This window comes from Halorhodospira halochloris, from assembly GCF_002356555.2.
In the GTDB taxonomy this organism is placed as follows: Bacteria; Pseudomonadota; Gammaproteobacteria; order Nitrococcales; family Halorhodospiraceae; genus Halorhodospira; species Halorhodospira halochloris.
On record NZ_AP017372.2, the window covers coordinates 855,905 to 871,651 of the forward strand.

A 15,747-nucleotide genomic window follows, 5' to 3' on the forward strand; every position below is an offset into this window, starting at 1 on the left:
AAGTCAGGGAAATCGTGCTAAAAACCCCGCCCCTCATGTGCCTAGGGCGGGGTTTAGATCTGTCCGGGATCTCTAAGAATTGGAGGCAGCGTTGCAAAAGGTGCTCTTGGCAACCGATCTTTCTGCTCATGGCGACCGTGCAGGGCGGCGGGCAGTCCAACTTGTTCGGCGGAGAGAAGTTGAACTGCGTGTGGTACATGTTATTCAGGCAGATTTAGAAGAGGACGCCTTACGGCGGCTATTCGGTGACAGCGTGGCCGTTGAAACATTGCAGGCTGATCTGCTGCAGAGCACTCAAGAGACAATAAGCGAAAGGCTTGCTGGTGAATTGGCAGGAACTTCTGCCGATTATTCGGTCAGCTGCATAATGGGACGTGGCCATCCGGAGATTTCTGCTCAGGCACAAGAGTGGGGAGCAGAACTGGTGGTTATCGGGGCTCATGGTCACCATGGCGTACGTGATTTTTTCCTCGGTACAACTGCAGAGAGCTTGGTTCACGATCTTAAGCAATCAGTCTTGATAGTTAAGTCTAGCTCGGTGGCTGACTATCGGCGGGTTGTTGTGCCGGTTGACTTTTCTCAACGATCCTTGAACGCACTACAATTTGCCCGTATTTTGGCGCCACAGGCGGTTATCGAGGTAGTCCATGTTTTTGATACAACGCCTTTCGAACGCCTCTATAGGTCCAGTTCAGCGGGCAGTCAGATGCGTCAAGTGGTTGAGTTGGGCAAGGAGGAGTCACGCCAAAAACTGGCGCGCTGGATCAGTGATTCGGGCTCAATCGGTCACGAGATTGCTTCGCAGAGCTTGCGTTGTGGATATCCGCCGAAGGAAATTGTGGCTGCCGCAGAGGAGTCGAATGCCGATTTGATAGTCCTTGGGACACGCGGGCTCTCGCATTGGCGAGGAGCGATGGCTGGCAGCGTTGCCAGAAGGGTCCTCCAGCAGGCGGAATGCGATGTCGCCTTGGAGCGATGTGAATGATATTAAAGAGGTAACAAGGGCGCCTCAAAAAACTCTCCACTAAGCCTAGCTGCCCCGGCGTGGATGGCGCCGTGAATCCGTCCCTGGAGGAGGGTTAATGGCGCCAACTCTGGCGCCAAGGCCTCCCCACCGGGGCAGCTAGGCTCGGTGGGTAGTCTTTTAAAGCGCCCCGGTAGTTGTCGAGAGGATCAAGCAAGTATCTGTGAAGGTTACTCGAAAGCTCGTAAAAAGGCCTCGGGAACCCTGGCAGGGCGGCGCGATGAGTAGTCGAAGAAAGTTATACCAGTTATAGCCCTTGCTATCTCTTGTTTGTCCTCGCTGCGATTTACGCGGTAGCCAATCTTAGCCCCTATCTTGTCGATTTGTATGATTCCCGTTTCAATTACTAAAGATTGGCCGTGAAAAGCCTCCGCCTTATAGACGACTTCCAGTTCGGTTACGACAATACCAATGCCGTTGCCGCAGTTGCTTTCGCTAAGATTCTCTGTGCTGAGCAGTCTTACCCGGGCTTCGTGGAGCAGGGTGATAAGCGCGTCGTTGCCTAAATGGCCACCATAGTTTATGTCGCCGATGCGAATATCGATCTGGGTCGTAAAACCCAACTTTCCGGGCAGGTCAATCTTGCGTCTAGCCATAAACTCCTGAAATATCCTTATAAAGCAGTGCGCAGCTCGACACGCCTATTTTTCGCCAGCTCATAGGTGTCTTCTTCCAACTCGTCGCTCTCGAGGAGGCGCGCTTCAATATTTATTCGTCTTTCAGGGATTCCCAAGCGCACTAGCTCATCCCTTACCCTTTGGGCGCGTTCGCGGGCCAGCTGCTCATTGGCCTGTGGTGAGCCACGTGTGTCGGCGTAGCCAATTGATAAAACAACTCCCCAATGGGGATTGTCTTCAAGGTCACGGACGAAGTCTCTTATCTCGTTAATTGCATCACGTGTTAGATCATCGCTTGCCGTAGCAAAGTAAATATCCGCCCTGGGGCCGCGTGGTAGCCGAGGTAGGCTGCCTTCCCAGACACCACCCCCGCTATCAGCCATTGCCTCTCCGGTTCTTCCCGGGATGACAGCCCCCCTCGATGCCGTCCCGGCGTCTACCCGCTCATGTCTGTCTATACACTCAATGTAGTGGCGGTGAGCGTTCTGAAATGCTGCCGGGGTTAGGGCTACCTTAACTTCTTGATCGCTATGAGCGCTTGGGTAGTTGAACTGAGGCTCAAGGCCTTGTCGCAGAGCGTCTAAGAGGCGGTTTGTGGTCCTATTGCTAAAGCGCAAGGTGCGTTGGTGGGGGTGGACCATGAGTCGTTCAATGTGGCTGCGCCTATCGCTTCCCCAGCTCGGTTCGCTAATATACAAATCCCCTTCGTGTTGCGAGCGTGGTGGGGTGCGGGCGAAAAAGCTCAGAAACTGCCGCCCATCTGTGTGGCGATAGCTGATCAGGGCTGTGCCGACACTCGCTATCTCGTGGACCAAGTGGCACCCAGAGCGCCCCTCAAAGGTGTGCCATTGGGCATGATGAGGAGATGCCCGGTGGACCTGGGTTTGTGGTTCTGGTTGCGCGAGTGCCTTGCCGTTGAGCAGCGCGAGGGCGATCAGGCCTATTAGGCTAAGGTGTGTAGTGCGCCCGAGTTCTTTCACCGCACAACATCTCCTTTACGCAGGGTAGTTCAAAACATGGTGCGTGCATCTTGCTCTTATACAGAGTAGTATCGGCGGCTAAGTTAAACACTTAAGGGCTTGCAAAGCCCTTTTAGAGGTGCTCTTTTGAGTAGTGCATGGCGCAAAAACGATTTGCGCCATGCAGAACGCCAGCTGTGCCGGTTGCATCGCGCCATTACCCTGTTAGGAGGTATTTGCGGAGCTCTCGACAGCGTTAGAAGAGATGCTCAACAGGTTTAAAAGGTGCCGTTAAGGGAGTATATTGCTGTGAGCACTGCAATGAGGCGAAAGAGGCTAGGGGGATGCGGTTATACGCCACCACACCACGCCTTCTTTTTACGTTATCTTGCTCTTGCATCGGAAGGTATGGAAGCTGCACTCATGGACCACGTATATAAAGGATTTATCAAGGATTGGCGGTAGGTCCGGGACGTGGGTGCGGTGAATGCTACGGGCTCGGTGCTGGGGACCGGGCTTGGTCCGACTAAGGCAGTCCCACGTGAGCGTGGGGGAATCCCTTACCGCGCAGGGGTAGTGCGCGGGCGCTGGCTGAAACGCTGAACGGAGGACGAAAACTTATGGCTAATGATATAAGGCCACTCAGAGACTTTACTGATGAAGAAGCTCAGGAGTTTCACCAAGCTGCTGTACAGAGCTTCTTCCTCTATGTCGCGGTAGCCTTTGTAGCGCACCTATTGGTTTGGGCGTGGCGGCCTTTCTGGCCACCGGAACAAGGTTACCGTTTGGAGGACTTCGCTCCTGAGGAGATTCGCACGGATTCCTTCTATAGCGACTTCCTCCCGACGACCTCTTGGAATTCCGTGACTGAGGGTGTCAATAGTTTGGCAGCCCAACTGTCCACGGTGGTCCATTACATTGCGCCCTTCGCTGGATGAGGAGAGAGTGAGCTATGTGGAGAATCTGGAAAGTATTTGATCCGCGCCGGATCCTAATCGCAACGGCGCTGTGGCTCATCATCATCTCGTTGACGATCCATGTGATCCTGATGACCACGGAGAGGTTTAATTGGCTTCAAGGGGCGCCGGCTGCAGAATACTACAGTGAGGTGGTCGAGGACGGCGCTGCCTTGTCGCCGCGTCTGGTCTAGTAGACCTCTAGGTCGGATTTGCGAGATCCCTCTCTTAGCTTGTTGGCGTGAGAGGGATGTCGTATTAGGCGGCTTACCGGTAAGCCGGCGGGGTTAAAGCTCCGCCGGTTTTTTTGTGTGCCAAACAGATCGCGTCGCAGTGCTACGCCTATCCGTCTATGGCCGCCCTGCGGCTTAGGTAGTGGTGTAGCGGAGCATCTCCCTACGGTTGAGTAGTGCTGCTGCACTAGCAGTTAAAAGTTACACGAAAAAAAACGGGGTCACCTAGCTCTCGCGGTGGTGCAAAGAGCAGGAGCCCCCGCTTGTTCTACTGAATCTTAGGCTCAGCTGGCCAGGTTACGCAGCACGTAGTGCAGGATGCTGCCGTGACGGTAATACTCCCACTCCTGTGGGGTATCAACCCTAACCTTGGCAGTAAACTTGATCTCTTCGCCACCATCTTTGCAGGCGATAACCTGTACGGACGATGGCTGCTGAGCAATTCCCGCAATAGTGAATGACTCACTGCCGTCAAGTTGCAGGCTTGCGGCGCTGGTTCCCTCTTCAAATTGCAGTGGCAAGACGCCAAACCCGACTAGGTTGGAGCGGTGGATGCGTTCGTAGCTCTCGGCAATAACGGCTTTAATACCCAGCAGTTTGGTGCCTTTGGCTGCCCAGTCCCGCGAGGAACCGGTGCCGTACTCCTTGCCAGCTAGAACAACCAATGGTGTTTGCTCTTGCTGATAGCGCATAGATGCATCGAAGATGGTCATCTGCTCGCCGCTGGGCACATAAGTAGTTAAGCCACCTTCAGTTCCAGGGGCCATTTTATTGCGCAGGCGCACATTAGCGAACGTGCCGCGCATCATCACCTCGTGATTGCCCCGGCGTGAGCCGTAGGAGTTGAAGTCTTTCGGCTCCACGCCTTGCTCGCGCAGGTATTGGCCGGCTGGAGAGTCAGGGTTGATGGCCCCCGCTGGGGAGATGTGGTCGGTAGTGATCGAGTCGCCAACAAAGACCAGACATCTAGCGTTAGTAATATCTTGCAGCGGCTGAGGATCACTCTCCATGCCCTGGAAGTAGGGCGGATTCTTGACGTAAGTTGAAGGCCGCCAGTCGTAACGCTCGTCTTGCGGAGCGTCGATAGAGCGCCAAGCCTCGTCGCCTCGAAAGACATCTGCATACTGTTGTTGGTACATGCCGGCTGAGATGTGGTTGCTTACTAGCTCAGCTACCTCCTGCTGGCTTGGCCAAACGTCCTTAAGATAGACATCATTGCCGTCCTTATCTTTGCCCAGAGGCTCACTGTAAAGGTCCTTGGCCATCGTCCCAGCAAGGGCGTAGGCCACTACCAGCGGTGGAGAGGCTAGGTAGTTGGCGCGAACATCGGGGTGGATGCGCCCCTCGAAGTTGCGATTGCCAGAGAGGACAGATGTCACGCACAGATCTCCCTCCCTGATACCAGCTGCTACTTCCTCAGGTAGGGGGCCTGAGTTGCCTATACAGGTTGTGCAGCCGAAGCCGACAACCGCGAACCCCATCTCTTCCATGTCCTCAAGTAAACCAGCACTTTGCAGATAAGCTGGGACTACTTGAGATCCTGGTGCTAGGCTGGTCTTTACCCAAGGCTTAGGCGCCAAACCACGCTGGCGGGCCTTTTTAGCGAGCAATCCAGCAGCAATCAGCACCGCCGGATTGGAGGTGTTGGTGCAGGAGGTGATGGCTGCTATCACCACATCGCCGTGGCGTAACGTCTCTTTTTTGCCGTTGAGTTCAATCTCCACGGCACCCTTATCGTGGGAGTCCTCGACGCCTGGGGCAGTGTGGCCGCCTTCTTCTTCGAAATTCTGCTCGTCGCTGCTCACCGCTATGGTGTGGTGGGACTCAAGGTGATCGTCCAGGAAGCGCATAAAGCTCGACTTGGCGGCGGTGAGCTGGATGCGGTCTTGAGGGCGTTTGGGGCCTGCCAAGCTTGGTACCACGCTGCCCATGTCGAGCCCAAGGGTCTCTGAGTACTCGGCCTCACGGCCACCGCTCTCGCGCCACATACCCTGCGCGCGGGCGTACTTTTCAGTTAGCTCAATTAGCTCAGGATCGCGGCCGCTGAGCTCCATATAGCGCAGAGTCTCCTGGTCGATCGGGAATATACCGCAGGTGGCGCCGTATTCAGGGGCCATGTTGGCGATAGTCGCCCGATCGGCGAGCGGCAGGTTGTCAAGGCCGTCGCCATAGAATTCAACAAACTTGCCGACGACGCCCTTTTTGCGGAGCATTTCGGTTACTGTCAGAACCAAGTCAGTAGCGGTGGCGCCTTCCGGGAGTTTGCCGCTCAGTTTAAAGCCGACCACCTCGGGGACAAGCATACTGATCGGTTGGCCCAGCATGGCTGCCTCGGCCTCAATGCCACCAACCCCCCAGCCGAGAATACCCAGGCCGTTGATCATAGTGGTGTGAGAGTCGGTGCCCACCAAGGTGTCTGGGTATGCTTGAGGGGTCTCGCCGGTGTCGTTGCGGAATACCACCTGGCCGAGGTATTCAAGATTTACCTGGTGGACTATGCCGGTTCCCGGCGGCACAACGCGGAAGTTTGTAAAGGCCGTCTGACCCCAGCGCAGGAACTCATAGCGCTCGCGGTTGCGTTGGTACTCTATTGCTGTGTTCTGCTTGAGAGCATCACGGTTGCCATAGTGGTCAACCATGACCGAGTGGTCGATAACCAGGTCGGCAGGGGAGAGCGGATTGATCTTTTTGGGGTCACCGCCGAGACTGCTCATTGCATCGCGCATGGCGGCCAGGTCGACAACCGCAGGGACGCCCGTGAAGTCTTGGAGGACTACTCTTGCCGGAGTGAAGGCAATCTGGTTTTGGGGTGTTGCCTGAGGATCCCAGTTCAACACCGCCTCAATGTGTTCGCGAGTTATGTTGATGCCATCTTCGGTGCGCAGAAGATTCTCCAGGAGCACCTTGAGCGAGTATGGCAGGCGGTCCACATCGTAGTCACGGCGCGGTCCGTCGAGGCTAAATATCTCGTAGCTGCGACCAGCGGCCTGCAAAGTGGTGCGCGATTGGAAGCTATCCGGCATATTCCCTCCGAGTGTCAATAAAAAAGGCTTATTTTAGCAGAAAGAGCGGGGTGGCTTGTCATGCCTGCTCGGGTAGCGATTTGAGGATCTCCCGGCTGGCCCGAGCAATATGTTTGCGACTGAATATCAGGGCTATGCGGCCGCCGCCGTTCTCGCGCCAAAGGCTAGCGGCGCGTATGGCACTTAGCAGCAGGGTGCGGATCAAGGCGGCGTTATCACTGTTCTCCAGATGTTCCTGCTCGCCCTGAACCAGGAGTCTGGGGCCCATTTCGCTAATGGTTTGGGAGTATAGTTCGCCCAGTGACTGGATTACATTTATGTGGGTTATATCACCAAAGTAATCCGCCTTTTGGCGCGCCTGCTGCAGCCCTTCGCCTATCTTAGATAGTACCTCTGGCCGCTTCATTAGGCGCTGTTCAAGGTGGAATATGTTCGCGGCATAGCGAGTAGTTTCGGCATCACGCAGGTCTTCGAGTTGCTCAACCACGCGCCGCAGCCCTGGGGCTAGGCCTTCTGAGCCGTAGAGATTATCGGCATCGCCGGTATACTCGCCGAGCAAGCCCTCGATTAAAGGCCGGTATAGTTTGGCTTCGGTTCGGCCTTCGAAGGCTACCTCTTTTACGCAGCGCACTGCCTGCATTAATGCGGCCAAGGTCAGTGCTTGTTGGCGGTACTTCGATTCTTTCAAACTGCCTCCGTGGTCCTTTGGGGGCGTGTTGGTTTCGTCTCTGGATCCCAACGCAAGGTCCCTTTTATGGCAGCGCCGCCGAGGCAGCGCTCGCCTGAGTAAATTACCAAATGCTGTCCCGGTGTTGCTGCTCGCTGGGGGGTCTGAAAATAAAAAGTTACTGACCCGTCGCCGTGATATTCAATCTGGCCGCTTTGGCCCTGCTGGCGATAGCGTATCTGCGCTTCCAGGGTGGTGCCTTGCGGAGGGGGGGAGCTTAACCAAGAGACCGGCTCGCTCACTACCGCCCGGCTGAGTAAGTAGGGGTGATCGTGGCCTTGTACAACAATCAAGGCGTTTTTTGTGCTGTCTTTGGCGGCGACGTACCACGGCGCGCTGGCGTGGCTATCCTGACCACCGATCCCAAGCCCGCGGCGCTGGCCCAAGGTGTAGAAGGCAAGCCCTTGGTGTTCGCCAACATGTTCACCTTCCGCGGTGAGTATGGGTCCGGGGTTGGGTTCAATGTACCTTTGCATGAAAGCGCTGAAGTCGCGCTCACCGATAAAGCAGATGCCCGTGCTGTCTGCCCTCTCTGAGTTGGGCAACCGCGCCTCGCGAGCCTCAGCACGGACCTGCTCTTTGGTGCTGGAGCCTAACGGGAAAAGTGTCTTGGCGAGCGTGTCCGGGTTGATAGCGGCTAGGAAGTAGCTTTGATCCTTGGTTCTATCAATGCCCCGCATTAGCTGTGGCCCGTCTTCCAGCTGTTCCTTTGCCAATCGCGCATAGTGCCCCGTGGCTATGTAGTCGCCACCTATCTCTTCTAGCGCGTGACGTAGGAATAGGTCGAACTTGATGTGGCGGTTGCACAGGATGTCCGGATTGGGGGTTCGACCGTTGCGCAGCTCTGCCAAGGCGTGATTGAAAACTCTAGCTTTGTACTGCGCTGCAAAGTTTACCCTGTACAAAGGTATGCCAAGGTGCTCGGCAACCTCTTGAGCAGCTGCGAGGTCTTCTGCCGCAGAACACCGGAATAGGGTGTCGTCGTCTTCCCAGTTTTTCATGAATAAGCCGGCTACCCGGTACCCGGCGCGGATTAGCCGCAGGGCAGTTACTGCAGAATCCACCCCGCCAGATAAGCCGACAACTACCAGGCTAGACTGTTGGCCATTATGTTTACTGTTCTGCTCGGCCGATGCGCCGCTTGAGCCCATCTCAGTTAGCATATAGGAGCGCACTTTTTATGCAAAGGGGGCGAGTATAACATGATTGGGCTGTCCGAGATGAGTTGGCGGGATGAGTCGCAGGGCAATTAAGAAACCGCGGTTAGCTAAATGGCACTCTCGTTGGGAGAGGGATCTCTAATCCCACCCTCAGGAATCCCGCCCTCAGGGCCTAGCCGCCTCGGTATGGAGGTCTTGGCGCCAGGGAAGGCGCCATGAAGCCTCCAGGGATGGATTCACGGCGTTCTCCACACCGAGGCGGCTAGGCCCTGAGGGGGAGTTTTAAGAGGAGCTCTGAAGGGGTTGTAAGCTTTTGTTTGGTTTATGGCGGGGAATTTGTGGATACTTCGCTATTGCCGGTCACTGGGGACAAAAACGCTTTCCTGCAAGTCATCGGGGACCCCAGATTCCCAGTCGGTTGCTCCGGAGAAGGCCTGCGGGGCCATCAGCTCAAGGAACCTGCGTGCCTGAGGAGAGAGGTAGCGCCCGCGGCGTAACATTACCCCATAGGTCCGCTGGGGAAAGACCTCAGGCAAATCGCGAACCATTAAGTTGTCGGCGCCGGTCAGACAGATCGCGCTGGCGATGCCGATACCAAAGCCGAGCTCAACATAGCGTTTCATGATCTCCCAGCCGCCAACCTCTAGGCGAACCTGATATGGGATACTGTGCTGCTGGAAGACCAGATTGACTAAGCGCCAGGTAGTTAGTTGTCGTGGGGGAAGTATCAGCTCGCCGGAGCCGAGATCCTCCAGGCTGATGTCAGGCTTGGTGCCGAGGGGGTGATCGAGGGGAGTAATCAGCTTTAGTTTATAAGTGTAGATCGCCTTATAAATCACATCCTCAGGTAGGTCGAGGCTCGATCCTACAGCGAAATCAACTTGATCTTGCTGAACCGCCTCGATCTGTTCTTCGCCGATATGGTTGTGCAGGCGAACATGGACCTTGGGGTGGTGCCTCATGAAGGTGCGCAGCAGGTCGGGTAGGACGTATAGTGATGTCGACTCACCCGCAGCTATATCGAGGTGGCCAAGTTGCTGGCGGTGGCTATGGGCCTCGAAGCGTTCCGGTAGGGCATCAATACCTTCTACAAGTGGTGCCGCTATTTCGTAGAGCGACTCACCGTCAGGAGTCAGTTGGATCTTGGGGCCGCGGCGCTCGAACAAAGTTATCCCCAACTCCCGCTCCAGTGCTTGAATCTGTAAGGAGACGGAGGGCTGGCTAAGCTCTAGGCGCTGCGCTGCCCTGGAGATACTTCGCTCCTGAGCTGCATGGCAAAAGGCGCGCAGCTGTTTGAGTCGGTTATGGCGGTGGCGATGCCGGGGGGATACGTCTTCCACCTTACCTCCCATTGAAACTATCAATATTCAATATTGTTTCAAAAGTATTGTCAAATGTTGCGCCGCGCCATAGAATTGGCCGACACCTGAGCAGGATTGCAATGGTCCACGCCTGAGCAGGGCCGACAAGTATTGGAGATGCAAGCTATGCAAAAAGATCAAGCAACGATCGAGCGGGAGTGGGCAGAGAGCCCACGTTGGCAAGGTGTTAAGCGCGGTTATGGCGCCGAAGAGGTTATCAGGCTGCGTGGTACGGTCCATGTAGAGTACTCACTTGCCCGCCAAGGAGCTGAGAAGCTGTGGCGGTATATGCATGAGATGCCGTATGTTAACGCCTTGGGTGCGTTGACCGGCAACCAGGCCCTGCAACAAGTCAAGGCTGGCCTCAACGCGATATATCTGTCCGGTTGGCAGGTGGCGGCTGACGCCAACCTCGGCCAGACCATGTATCCGGACCAGTCACTCTACCCGGCCAACTCGGTACCGGCAGTGGTGGATCGCATAAACAACGCACTGTTGCGTGCCGATGAGATAAACCACGCCGAAGATAATCAGCCGTTTGATTTCATGAAGCCGATCGTGGCTGATGCCGAGGCGGGTTTCGGTGGCGTGTTGAATGCATTTGAGCTGATGAAGGGCATGATCAGGGCAGGTGCGGCCGGAGTCCACTTCGAAGATCAGCTCGCTTCGGTGAAAAAGTGCGGCCACATGGGTGGTAAGGTACTGCTGCCGACCCAAGAGGCGGTACACAAGCTGATCGCTGCTCGCCTCGCAGCTGACACTATGGATGTGCCTACGGTTCTGGTAGCCAGGACCGATGCCGAGGCGGCAGACCTGTTGACCTCTGATGTGGATGATAACGACAAGCCGTTCATTACCGGTGATCGCACGGCGGAGGGCTTCTTCCGTACCAAGCCGGGCATCGATCAGGCCATCAGCCGCGGACTGGCCTATGCGCCTTACGCCGACGTGATTTGGTGTGAGACCGGTAAGCCTGATTTGGGCTTCGCCCGCGACTTTGCCCAGGCCATACATGAGAAGTTCCCGGGCAAGTTGCTCGCCTACAACTGCTCACCATCATTTAACTGGGCTGGCAACCTGGACGATAAGACTATCCGTAAGTTCCAAGATGAGCTCGGGGCAATGGGCTTTAAGTTCCAGTTCATTACGCTGGCCGGCTTCCACTCCCTCAACTACTCGATGTTTGAGTTGGCGCGCGGTTACAAAGAGCGGCAGATGGAGGCCTACTCCGAGCTGCAGCAAGCTGAGTTCGCCGCCGAAAAGTACGGTTACACTGCCACACGTCACCAACGTGAGGTCGGTGCCGGTTACTTTGATGAGGTAACCAACGTAATCCAAGGCGGCCAATCGTCGGTAACTGCACTCAAGGGTTCGACCGAAGAAGAGCAGTTCTAAAGCCTGAGCAGAGCAGCTCTTGTCTTTACAGCCCCGGGACAGGTGGTTACCTCCCGGGGCTTTTTTTGGTAAAAAATTCTCTGCTGCCCTTGTATTGGCGCTATGCGCCATCACTATATAGAATGGGGATGATGACAGAAGAGCCGCACCAAGATGAACCTCAAGGGCCTGATGTCGAAGCGACCCGACCGCAGGCAAAGAGTCCGCCACTTTACCGGGTGGTATTGTTAAATGACGATTTCACCCCAATGGATTTTGTGGTCGAGGTCTTGCAGCGCTTTTTCCAGATGGACCGCAATCAGGCTACGCAGGTCATGCTGCATGTCCATACCCGTGGTAAGGGGGTATGCGGGGTTTATAGCCGTGATGTGGCAGAGACTAAAGTCTCCCAGGTCAATGATTATGCACGCGAGCATGAACACCCACTACTATGTACTATGGAAGAAGCTTAAAATAGGTAGAATAGAGCTGAGAGCCGACGCAACCTGACCCAGTGCGCATAGGCTAAAATCATATATGTTCGGGTCCGAGGCCCCAGGCGAGGTGGTAGGGCATGTTGAGCAAAGAACTGGAATTTACCCTCAATTTGGCCTTCAAGGATGCACGTGAGAAGCGCCATGAGTTCCTGACCGTGGAGCACTTGTTGCTCGCGCTAACCGATAATCCTGCAGCATCGCAGGTCTTGAAATCCTGTGGCGCCGATCTGGAGCGTCTGCGACGTGATCTGCAGGCCTTCCTGGCGGAGACTACGCCGCTGTTGCCAGTCAATGACGGTCGAGAGACTCAGCCCACTTTGGGGTTTCAGCGCGTGTTGCAGCGAGCCATTCTCCACGTTCAGTCTTCAGGCAAGCGCGAAGTGACCGGGGCCAACGTGCTGGTGGCTATCTTCAGCGAGCAGGAGTCTCAAGCGGTATACTTTCTGCACAAACAAAACATATCGCGCCTCGACGTGGTTAACTATATATCCCATGGCATTTCATCAGTCGGCGGCGAAGAGGATATGGGTAAAGAGGAGAGTGGTCCAACCGAAGAAGAGGGGTCTGCAGAACCTGCCCAGGGCGGCTCACCGCTCGAGCAGTATGCAACTAACCTTAATTCGCGTGCCCGTGATGGTCAGATTGACCCGCTAATTGGTAGGCGCTATGAGGTAGAAAGGACGGTGCAGGTTCTGTGCCGCAGGCGCAAGAACAATCCCCTTTTTGTCGGCGAAGCGGGGGTTGGTAAAACTGCCATAGCCGAGGGTTTAGCCAAGCATATTGTTGAGGGAGAAGTGCCGGATGTACTCAGGGAGAGTACCATCTATGCCCTCGATCTGGGCGCCTTGGTAGCCGGAACCAAGTACCGCGGCGACTTTGAGAAGCGTCTCAAGTCGTTGTTGCATCAACTGAAAAAGGATAAGGGGTCGATCCTCTTTATCGACGAGATACATACCATCATAGGGGCCGGCTCAGCCTCGGGCGGGGTGATGGATGCCTCCAACCTGATTAAGCCTATGCTCGCCTCTGGCGAGTTGCGCTGCATTGGATCAACCACTTATCAGGAGTACCGCTCCATATTTGAAAAAGACCGGGCGCTGGCGCGGCGCTTCCAAAAGATTGATGTCAGTGAGCCGTCAGTAGAGGATACAGTGCAGATACTCAAGGGGTTGAAGAGCCGCTTTGAGGAGCACCATAACGTGCGCTTTACTGAGCCAGCGTTGCAGGCCGCCGCTGAGCTATCGGCGAAATATATCAATGACCGGCGGCTTCCCGATAAAGCCATAGACGTGATTGATGAGGCTGGCGCGCGATTGCGGCTGCGGCCCCGTTCTAAGCGGCGCAAGACCGTGGGCCTGCCGGATATTGAGTCTATAGTGGCCAAGATCGCTAGGATCCCGCCCAAGCGCGTCTCCTCTCAGGATATGAAGGTGCTCGAGAACTTGGAGGGCGAGCTTAAGGGGCTTATCTTCGGTCAGGATGAAGCTATCGATAATTTGGCCTCGACCATCAAGATGTCGCGCGCTGGTTTAGGGACCCCCGATCGGCCGGTTGGTAGTTTCCTCTTTGCTGGTCCAACCGGTGTCGGTAAGACTGAGGTTACTAGGCAGTTGGCGGAGTTGACCGGCGTGCACCTGATCCGCTTCGACATGTCCGAGTACATGGAAAGACACACAGTCTCGCGCCTAATAGGCGCACCGCCGGGTTATGTGGGGTACGACCAAGGTGGCTTATTGACCGAAGAGGTGATAAAGCACCCTCACTCGGTGGTCTTACTCGATGAGATAGAGAAGGCCCACCCGGACGTCTTCAATCTGCTCCTCCAAGTTATGGATCACGGAACGCTGACCGACAATAATGGGCGCGAGGCAGATTTTCGCAACGTCATACTGGTTATGACTACCAACGCTGGCGCAGAGGAGATGAGTAAGCGCGCCATAGGCTTCGCCACTGAAGAACATGTTCAGGACAGCATGGAGGCGATACGGCGTACCTTCACTCCAGAGTTCCGCAATCGAATTGATGCGGTGGTTCAGTTCCAGCCTCTCGATCACGATACTATTCAGCGAGTGGTGGACAAGTTTATCCGCGAACTCTCGGTCCAGCTCGCTGAGAAGCGCGTTACTTTGGTTGTCGATGGCGAGGCTAGAAAGTGGATTGGCGGGAAGGGTTACGACCCGCAAATGGGCGCGCGCCCGATGGCTCGGGTTATCCAGCAGTATATCAAGAAGCCACTCGCCGAGCAGTTGCTCTTTGGTGATCTAACCGGTGGAGGCGAGGTCGAGGTGACCGTGGTCGATGGGGAACTCAGCGTCCACGTGAGCGAGCGCGACACTGAAGGGGCCTAAGCGCGGCGTCGACGTTAGGCCCTGATTTATGCAGATCTTAGCTCAAGCTTTGTTGGGAGAGCTGCTATAGTCGATTGATTTTCAAGCAAGCCCTGCCCTAGATTGAGACATTGATCCTTGCTTGTCCATTTACCCAGCCATTCCCCAAGTAATGTGCCATTACGAGCGAGTGTCGCCTGGGAATACAGATTGCTGGCTGCAGGGGTAGGTCCTGAGCTTTAGCGCTCGCGGTAGACTATACGTCCCTTGTTGAGATCGTAAGGAGTAAGTTCCACTGTAACCTTATCGCCAGTGAGGATGCGGATATAGTGCTTGCGCATCTTGCCGGAGATATGTGCCGTAACAACGTGTCCATTCTCTAGCTCAACACGAAACATAGTGTTGGGAAGAGTATCGAGGATTACTCCCTGCATGCGGATGGAATCTTCTTTCGCCATGCGCCTCTCTGTAATATAGTTGTTGGAAAGTGAATGGATTTGCCTCTTCGGGCCACAGACCATGCTCCCATTAAGCGGCAAACTATACATAGATAGTGGCGCCGGGACAAGGCATGAGCTTGCGAATCTGCTATTAGTTGCTAGCAAAGTTCCAAACTGAAGAAAGATGGGGTTTCTTCATTGCCTTAGTTAGTAGTTTAAGATACTCGCTGCGCGGCACTTCACGTATTCCCATCCGTTCCAGGTGCGGGTTGCTCATCTGGCAGTCAAAAAAATCAAATCCCCAGCGCCATAACTGCGGGCAAAGTTTAGCTAACGCCACTTTAGAGGCATCGCGCGCTCGACTGAACATTGATTCACCGAAGAAGGCCTTATGTAGCGCGACCCCGTAAAGCCCCCCAACTAGCTCGTCCTCTAACCAGACCTCGACTGAATGGGCAAATCCGCTATAGTGAAGCTCAATGTAGGCATTAATCATCTCGTGGGTGATCCATGTGCCCTCATCAGCAGATCTTGGTGCCGCACAACCAGCTATGACTGCCTCGAAGTTATTGTCCAGGGTCACGGTATATGGGGCCTGGTTAAGCCGGCGGCGCAGACTACGACTAATGTGGAGGTCACCAGGGAGAAAGATGCCACGCGGATCAGGGCTCCACCACAGAATCGGTTGACCCTCGCCGTACCAGGGAAAGATACCGTTGCGGTATGCAGAACAAATCCTCTGCACTGACAGGTCGCCGCCTATGGCGAGTAAACCATTGGGCTCCTTCATCGCCTGCTCGGCGTGAGGAAAGGGCTCGTCGGGGCGATTTTCATGAAGCCAGCGTAACTGCCGCATACCGATAATCTTAAAGTCTAAACTAGGCTATATAATAACGCGGTTTGGCTAAGTAAGGGAGTTGCTACTCCCCCTGAAGGGGACCTCTAAAACTTCGCCGGCGCCACCATCTGCCCCGGTGTGGAGGTCTTGGCGCCAGGGATGGCGCCATGAAGCCTCCAGGGATGGATTCACGGCGTCCTCCACACCGGGG

The 15,747-nt window shown here is 55.3% G+C and carries 15 protein-coding genes; 6 read left to right on the forward strand and 9 right to left on the reverse strand.

Annotation, left to right across the window (positions count from 1 at the left end):
- Window positions 1-100: 100 nt before the first annotated feature.
- On the forward strand, window positions 101-985 hold the full coding sequence (locus tag HH1059_RS04060) for a universal stress protein (protein ID WP_231902069.1): 885 nt from the start codon (window positions 101-103) through the stop codon (window positions 983-985).
- A 209-nt stretch (window positions 986-1,194) separates the two neighbouring features.
- Here HH1059_RS04060 and HH1059_RS04065 read toward each other — a convergent pair whose 3' ends face one another.
- Both HH1059_RS04065 and HH1059_RS04070 read right to left on the reverse strand, forming a co-directional pair.
- Window positions 1,195-1,620, reverse strand: coding sequence for an acyl-CoA thioesterase (locus tag HH1059_RS04065; RefSeq protein WP_096408582.1), 426 nt, complete (start codon window positions 1,618-1,620; stop codon window positions 1,195-1,197).
- Window positions 1,621-1,637: 17 nt separating this feature from the next.
- Entirely contained in the window at window positions 1,638-2,621 is a 984-nt protein-coding gene (locus tag HH1059_RS04070; RefSeq protein ID WP_096408584.1) for an OmpA family protein, read from the reverse strand.
- A 599-nt stretch (window positions 2,622-3,220) separates the two neighbouring features.
- Here HH1059_RS04070 and HH1059_RS04075 point away from each other — a divergent pair.
- Together HH1059_RS04075 and pufA are read left to right on the forward strand one after the other, a co-directional pair.
- On the forward strand, window positions 3,221-3,538 hold the full coding sequence (locus HH1059_RS04075) for a light-harvesting protein (RefSeq protein ID WP_096408587.1): 318 nt from the start codon (window positions 3,221-3,223) through the stop codon (window positions 3,536-3,538).
- A gap of 14 nt (window positions 3,539-3,552) precedes the next feature.
- Window positions 3,553-3,750, forward strand: a complete 198-nt coding sequence (gene pufA / locus HH1059_RS04080) for a light-harvesting antenna LH1, alpha subunit (RefSeq protein WP_096408589.1) — start codon at window positions 3,553-3,555, stop codon at window positions 3,748-3,750.
- Window positions 3,751-4,073: 323 nt separating this feature from the next.
- On the opposite strand, the gene acnA is transcribed toward pufA, so the two are convergent.
- From acnA to HH1059_RS04100, 4 genes are all read right to left on the reverse strand, one after another.
- Window positions 4,074-6,812 (reverse strand): aconitate hydratase AcnA, encoded by a 2,739-nt coding sequence (acnA, locus tag HH1059_RS04085; RefSeq protein WP_096408591.1) that lies wholly within the window; start codon window positions 6,810-6,812, stop codon window positions 4,074-4,076.
- Between the two features lie 58 nt (window positions 6,813-6,870).
- Window positions 6,871-7,500 (reverse strand): high frequency lysogenization protein HflD, encoded by a 630-nt coding sequence (gene hflD, locus HH1059_RS04090; RefSeq protein ID WP_096408594.1) that lies wholly within the window; start codon window positions 7,498-7,500, stop codon window positions 6,871-6,873.
- A complete protein-coding gene (mnmA, locus tag HH1059_RS04095; RefSeq protein WP_096410328.1) occupies window positions 7,497-8,690 on the reverse strand; it encodes a tRNA 2-thiouridine(34) synthase MnmA in 1,194 nt (397 codons plus the stop codon). The genes hflD and mnmA overlap by 4 nt, the downstream gene beginning before the upstream one ends.
- Window positions 8,691-9,049: 359 nt before the next feature.
- Window positions 9,050-10,039, reverse strand: coding sequence for a LysR family transcriptional regulator (locus HH1059_RS04100; protein ID WP_231902016.1), 990 nt, complete (start codon window positions 10,037-10,039; stop codon window positions 9,050-9,052).
- Between the two features lie 147 nt (window positions 10,040-10,186).
- Between HH1059_RS04100 and aceA the strand changes: the two genes are divergently transcribed.
- The 3 genes from aceA (at window position 10,187) to clpA (ending at window position 14,279) form a co-directional block, all read left to right on the forward strand.
- The gene (aceA, locus tag HH1059_RS04105; protein ID WP_096410329.1) at window positions 10,187-11,455 is read left to right on the forward strand and encodes an isocitrate lyase; all 1,269 of its coding nucleotides are present in this window, start codon (window positions 10,187-10,189) and stop codon (window positions 11,453-11,455) included.
- Between the two features lie 131 nt (window positions 11,456-11,586).
- A complete protein-coding gene (clpS, locus tag HH1059_RS04110) occupies window positions 11,587-11,907 on the forward strand; it encodes an ATP-dependent Clp protease adapter ClpS (RefSeq protein WP_096408599.1) in 321 nt (106 codons plus the stop codon).
- Between the two features lie 101 nt (window positions 11,908-12,008).
- Complete coding sequence (clpA, locus tag HH1059_RS04115) at window positions 12,009-14,279, forward strand: ATP-dependent Clp protease ATP-binding subunit ClpA (protein WP_096408601.1); 2,271 nt, start codon at window positions 12,009-12,011, stop codon at window positions 14,277-14,279.
- A gap of 218 nt (window positions 14,280-14,497) precedes the next feature.
- Here clpA and infA read toward each other — a convergent pair whose 3' ends face one another.
- The 3 genes from infA to HH1059_RS13920 form a co-directional block, all read right to left on the reverse strand.
- On the reverse strand, window positions 14,498-14,716 hold the full coding sequence (gene infA / locus HH1059_RS04120; RefSeq protein WP_096408605.1) for a translation initiation factor IF-1: 219 nt from the start codon (window positions 14,714-14,716) through the stop codon (window positions 14,498-14,500).
- Between the two features lie 133 nt (window positions 14,717-14,849).
- Complete coding sequence (gene aat, locus HH1059_RS04125) at window positions 14,850-15,554, reverse strand: leucyl/phenylalanyl-tRNA--protein transferase (protein ID WP_096408608.1); 705 nt, start codon at window positions 15,552-15,554, stop codon at window positions 14,850-14,852.
- Window positions 15,555-15,602: 48 nt separating this feature from the next.
- A complete protein-coding gene (locus HH1059_RS13920; RefSeq protein WP_275951807.1) occupies window positions 15,603-15,728 on the reverse strand; it encodes a hypothetical protein in 126 nt (41 codons plus the stop codon).
- Window positions 15,729-15,747: the final 19 nt, after the last annotated feature.

Bases quoted from the DNA above. Each gene is read 5' to 3' on its own strand.
- HH1059_RS04065 (WP_096408582.1), bottom strand. From the start codon at position 1,620: ATGGCTAGACGCAAGATTGACCTGCCCGGAAAGTTGGGTTTTACGACC.
- HH1059_RS04075 (WP_096408587.1), top strand. From the start codon at position 3,221: ATGGCTAATGATATAAGGCCACTCAGAGACTTTACTGATGAAGAAGCT.
- pufA (WP_096408589.1), top strand. From the start codon at position 3,553: ATGTGGAGAATCTGGAAAGTATTTGATCCGCGCCGGATCCTAATCGCA.
- acnA (WP_096408591.1), bottom strand. From the start codon at position 6,812: ATGCCGGATAGCTTCCAATCGCGCACCACTTTGCAGGCCGCTGGTCGC.
- mnmA (WP_096410328.1), bottom strand. From the start codon at position 8,690: ATGGGCTCAAGCGGCGCATCGGCCGAGCAGAACAGTAAACATAATGGC.
- aceA (WP_096410329.1), top strand. From the start codon at position 10,187: ATGCAAAAAGATCAAGCAACGATCGAGCGGGAGTGGGCAGAGAGCCCA.
- clpS (WP_096408599.1), top strand. From the start codon at position 11,587: ATGACAGAAGAGCCGCACCAAGATGAACCTCAAGGGCCTGATGTCGAA.
- clpA (WP_096408601.1), top strand. From the start codon at position 12,009: ATGTTGAGCAAAGAACTGGAATTTACCCTCAATTTGGCCTTCAAGGAT.
- infA (WP_096408605.1), bottom strand. From the start codon at position 14,716: ATGGCGAAAGAAGATTCCATCCGCATGCAGGGAGTAATCCTCGATACT.
- aat (WP_096408608.1), bottom strand. From the start codon at position 15,554: ATGCGGCAGTTACGCTGGCTTCATGAAAATCGCCCCGACGAGCCCTTT.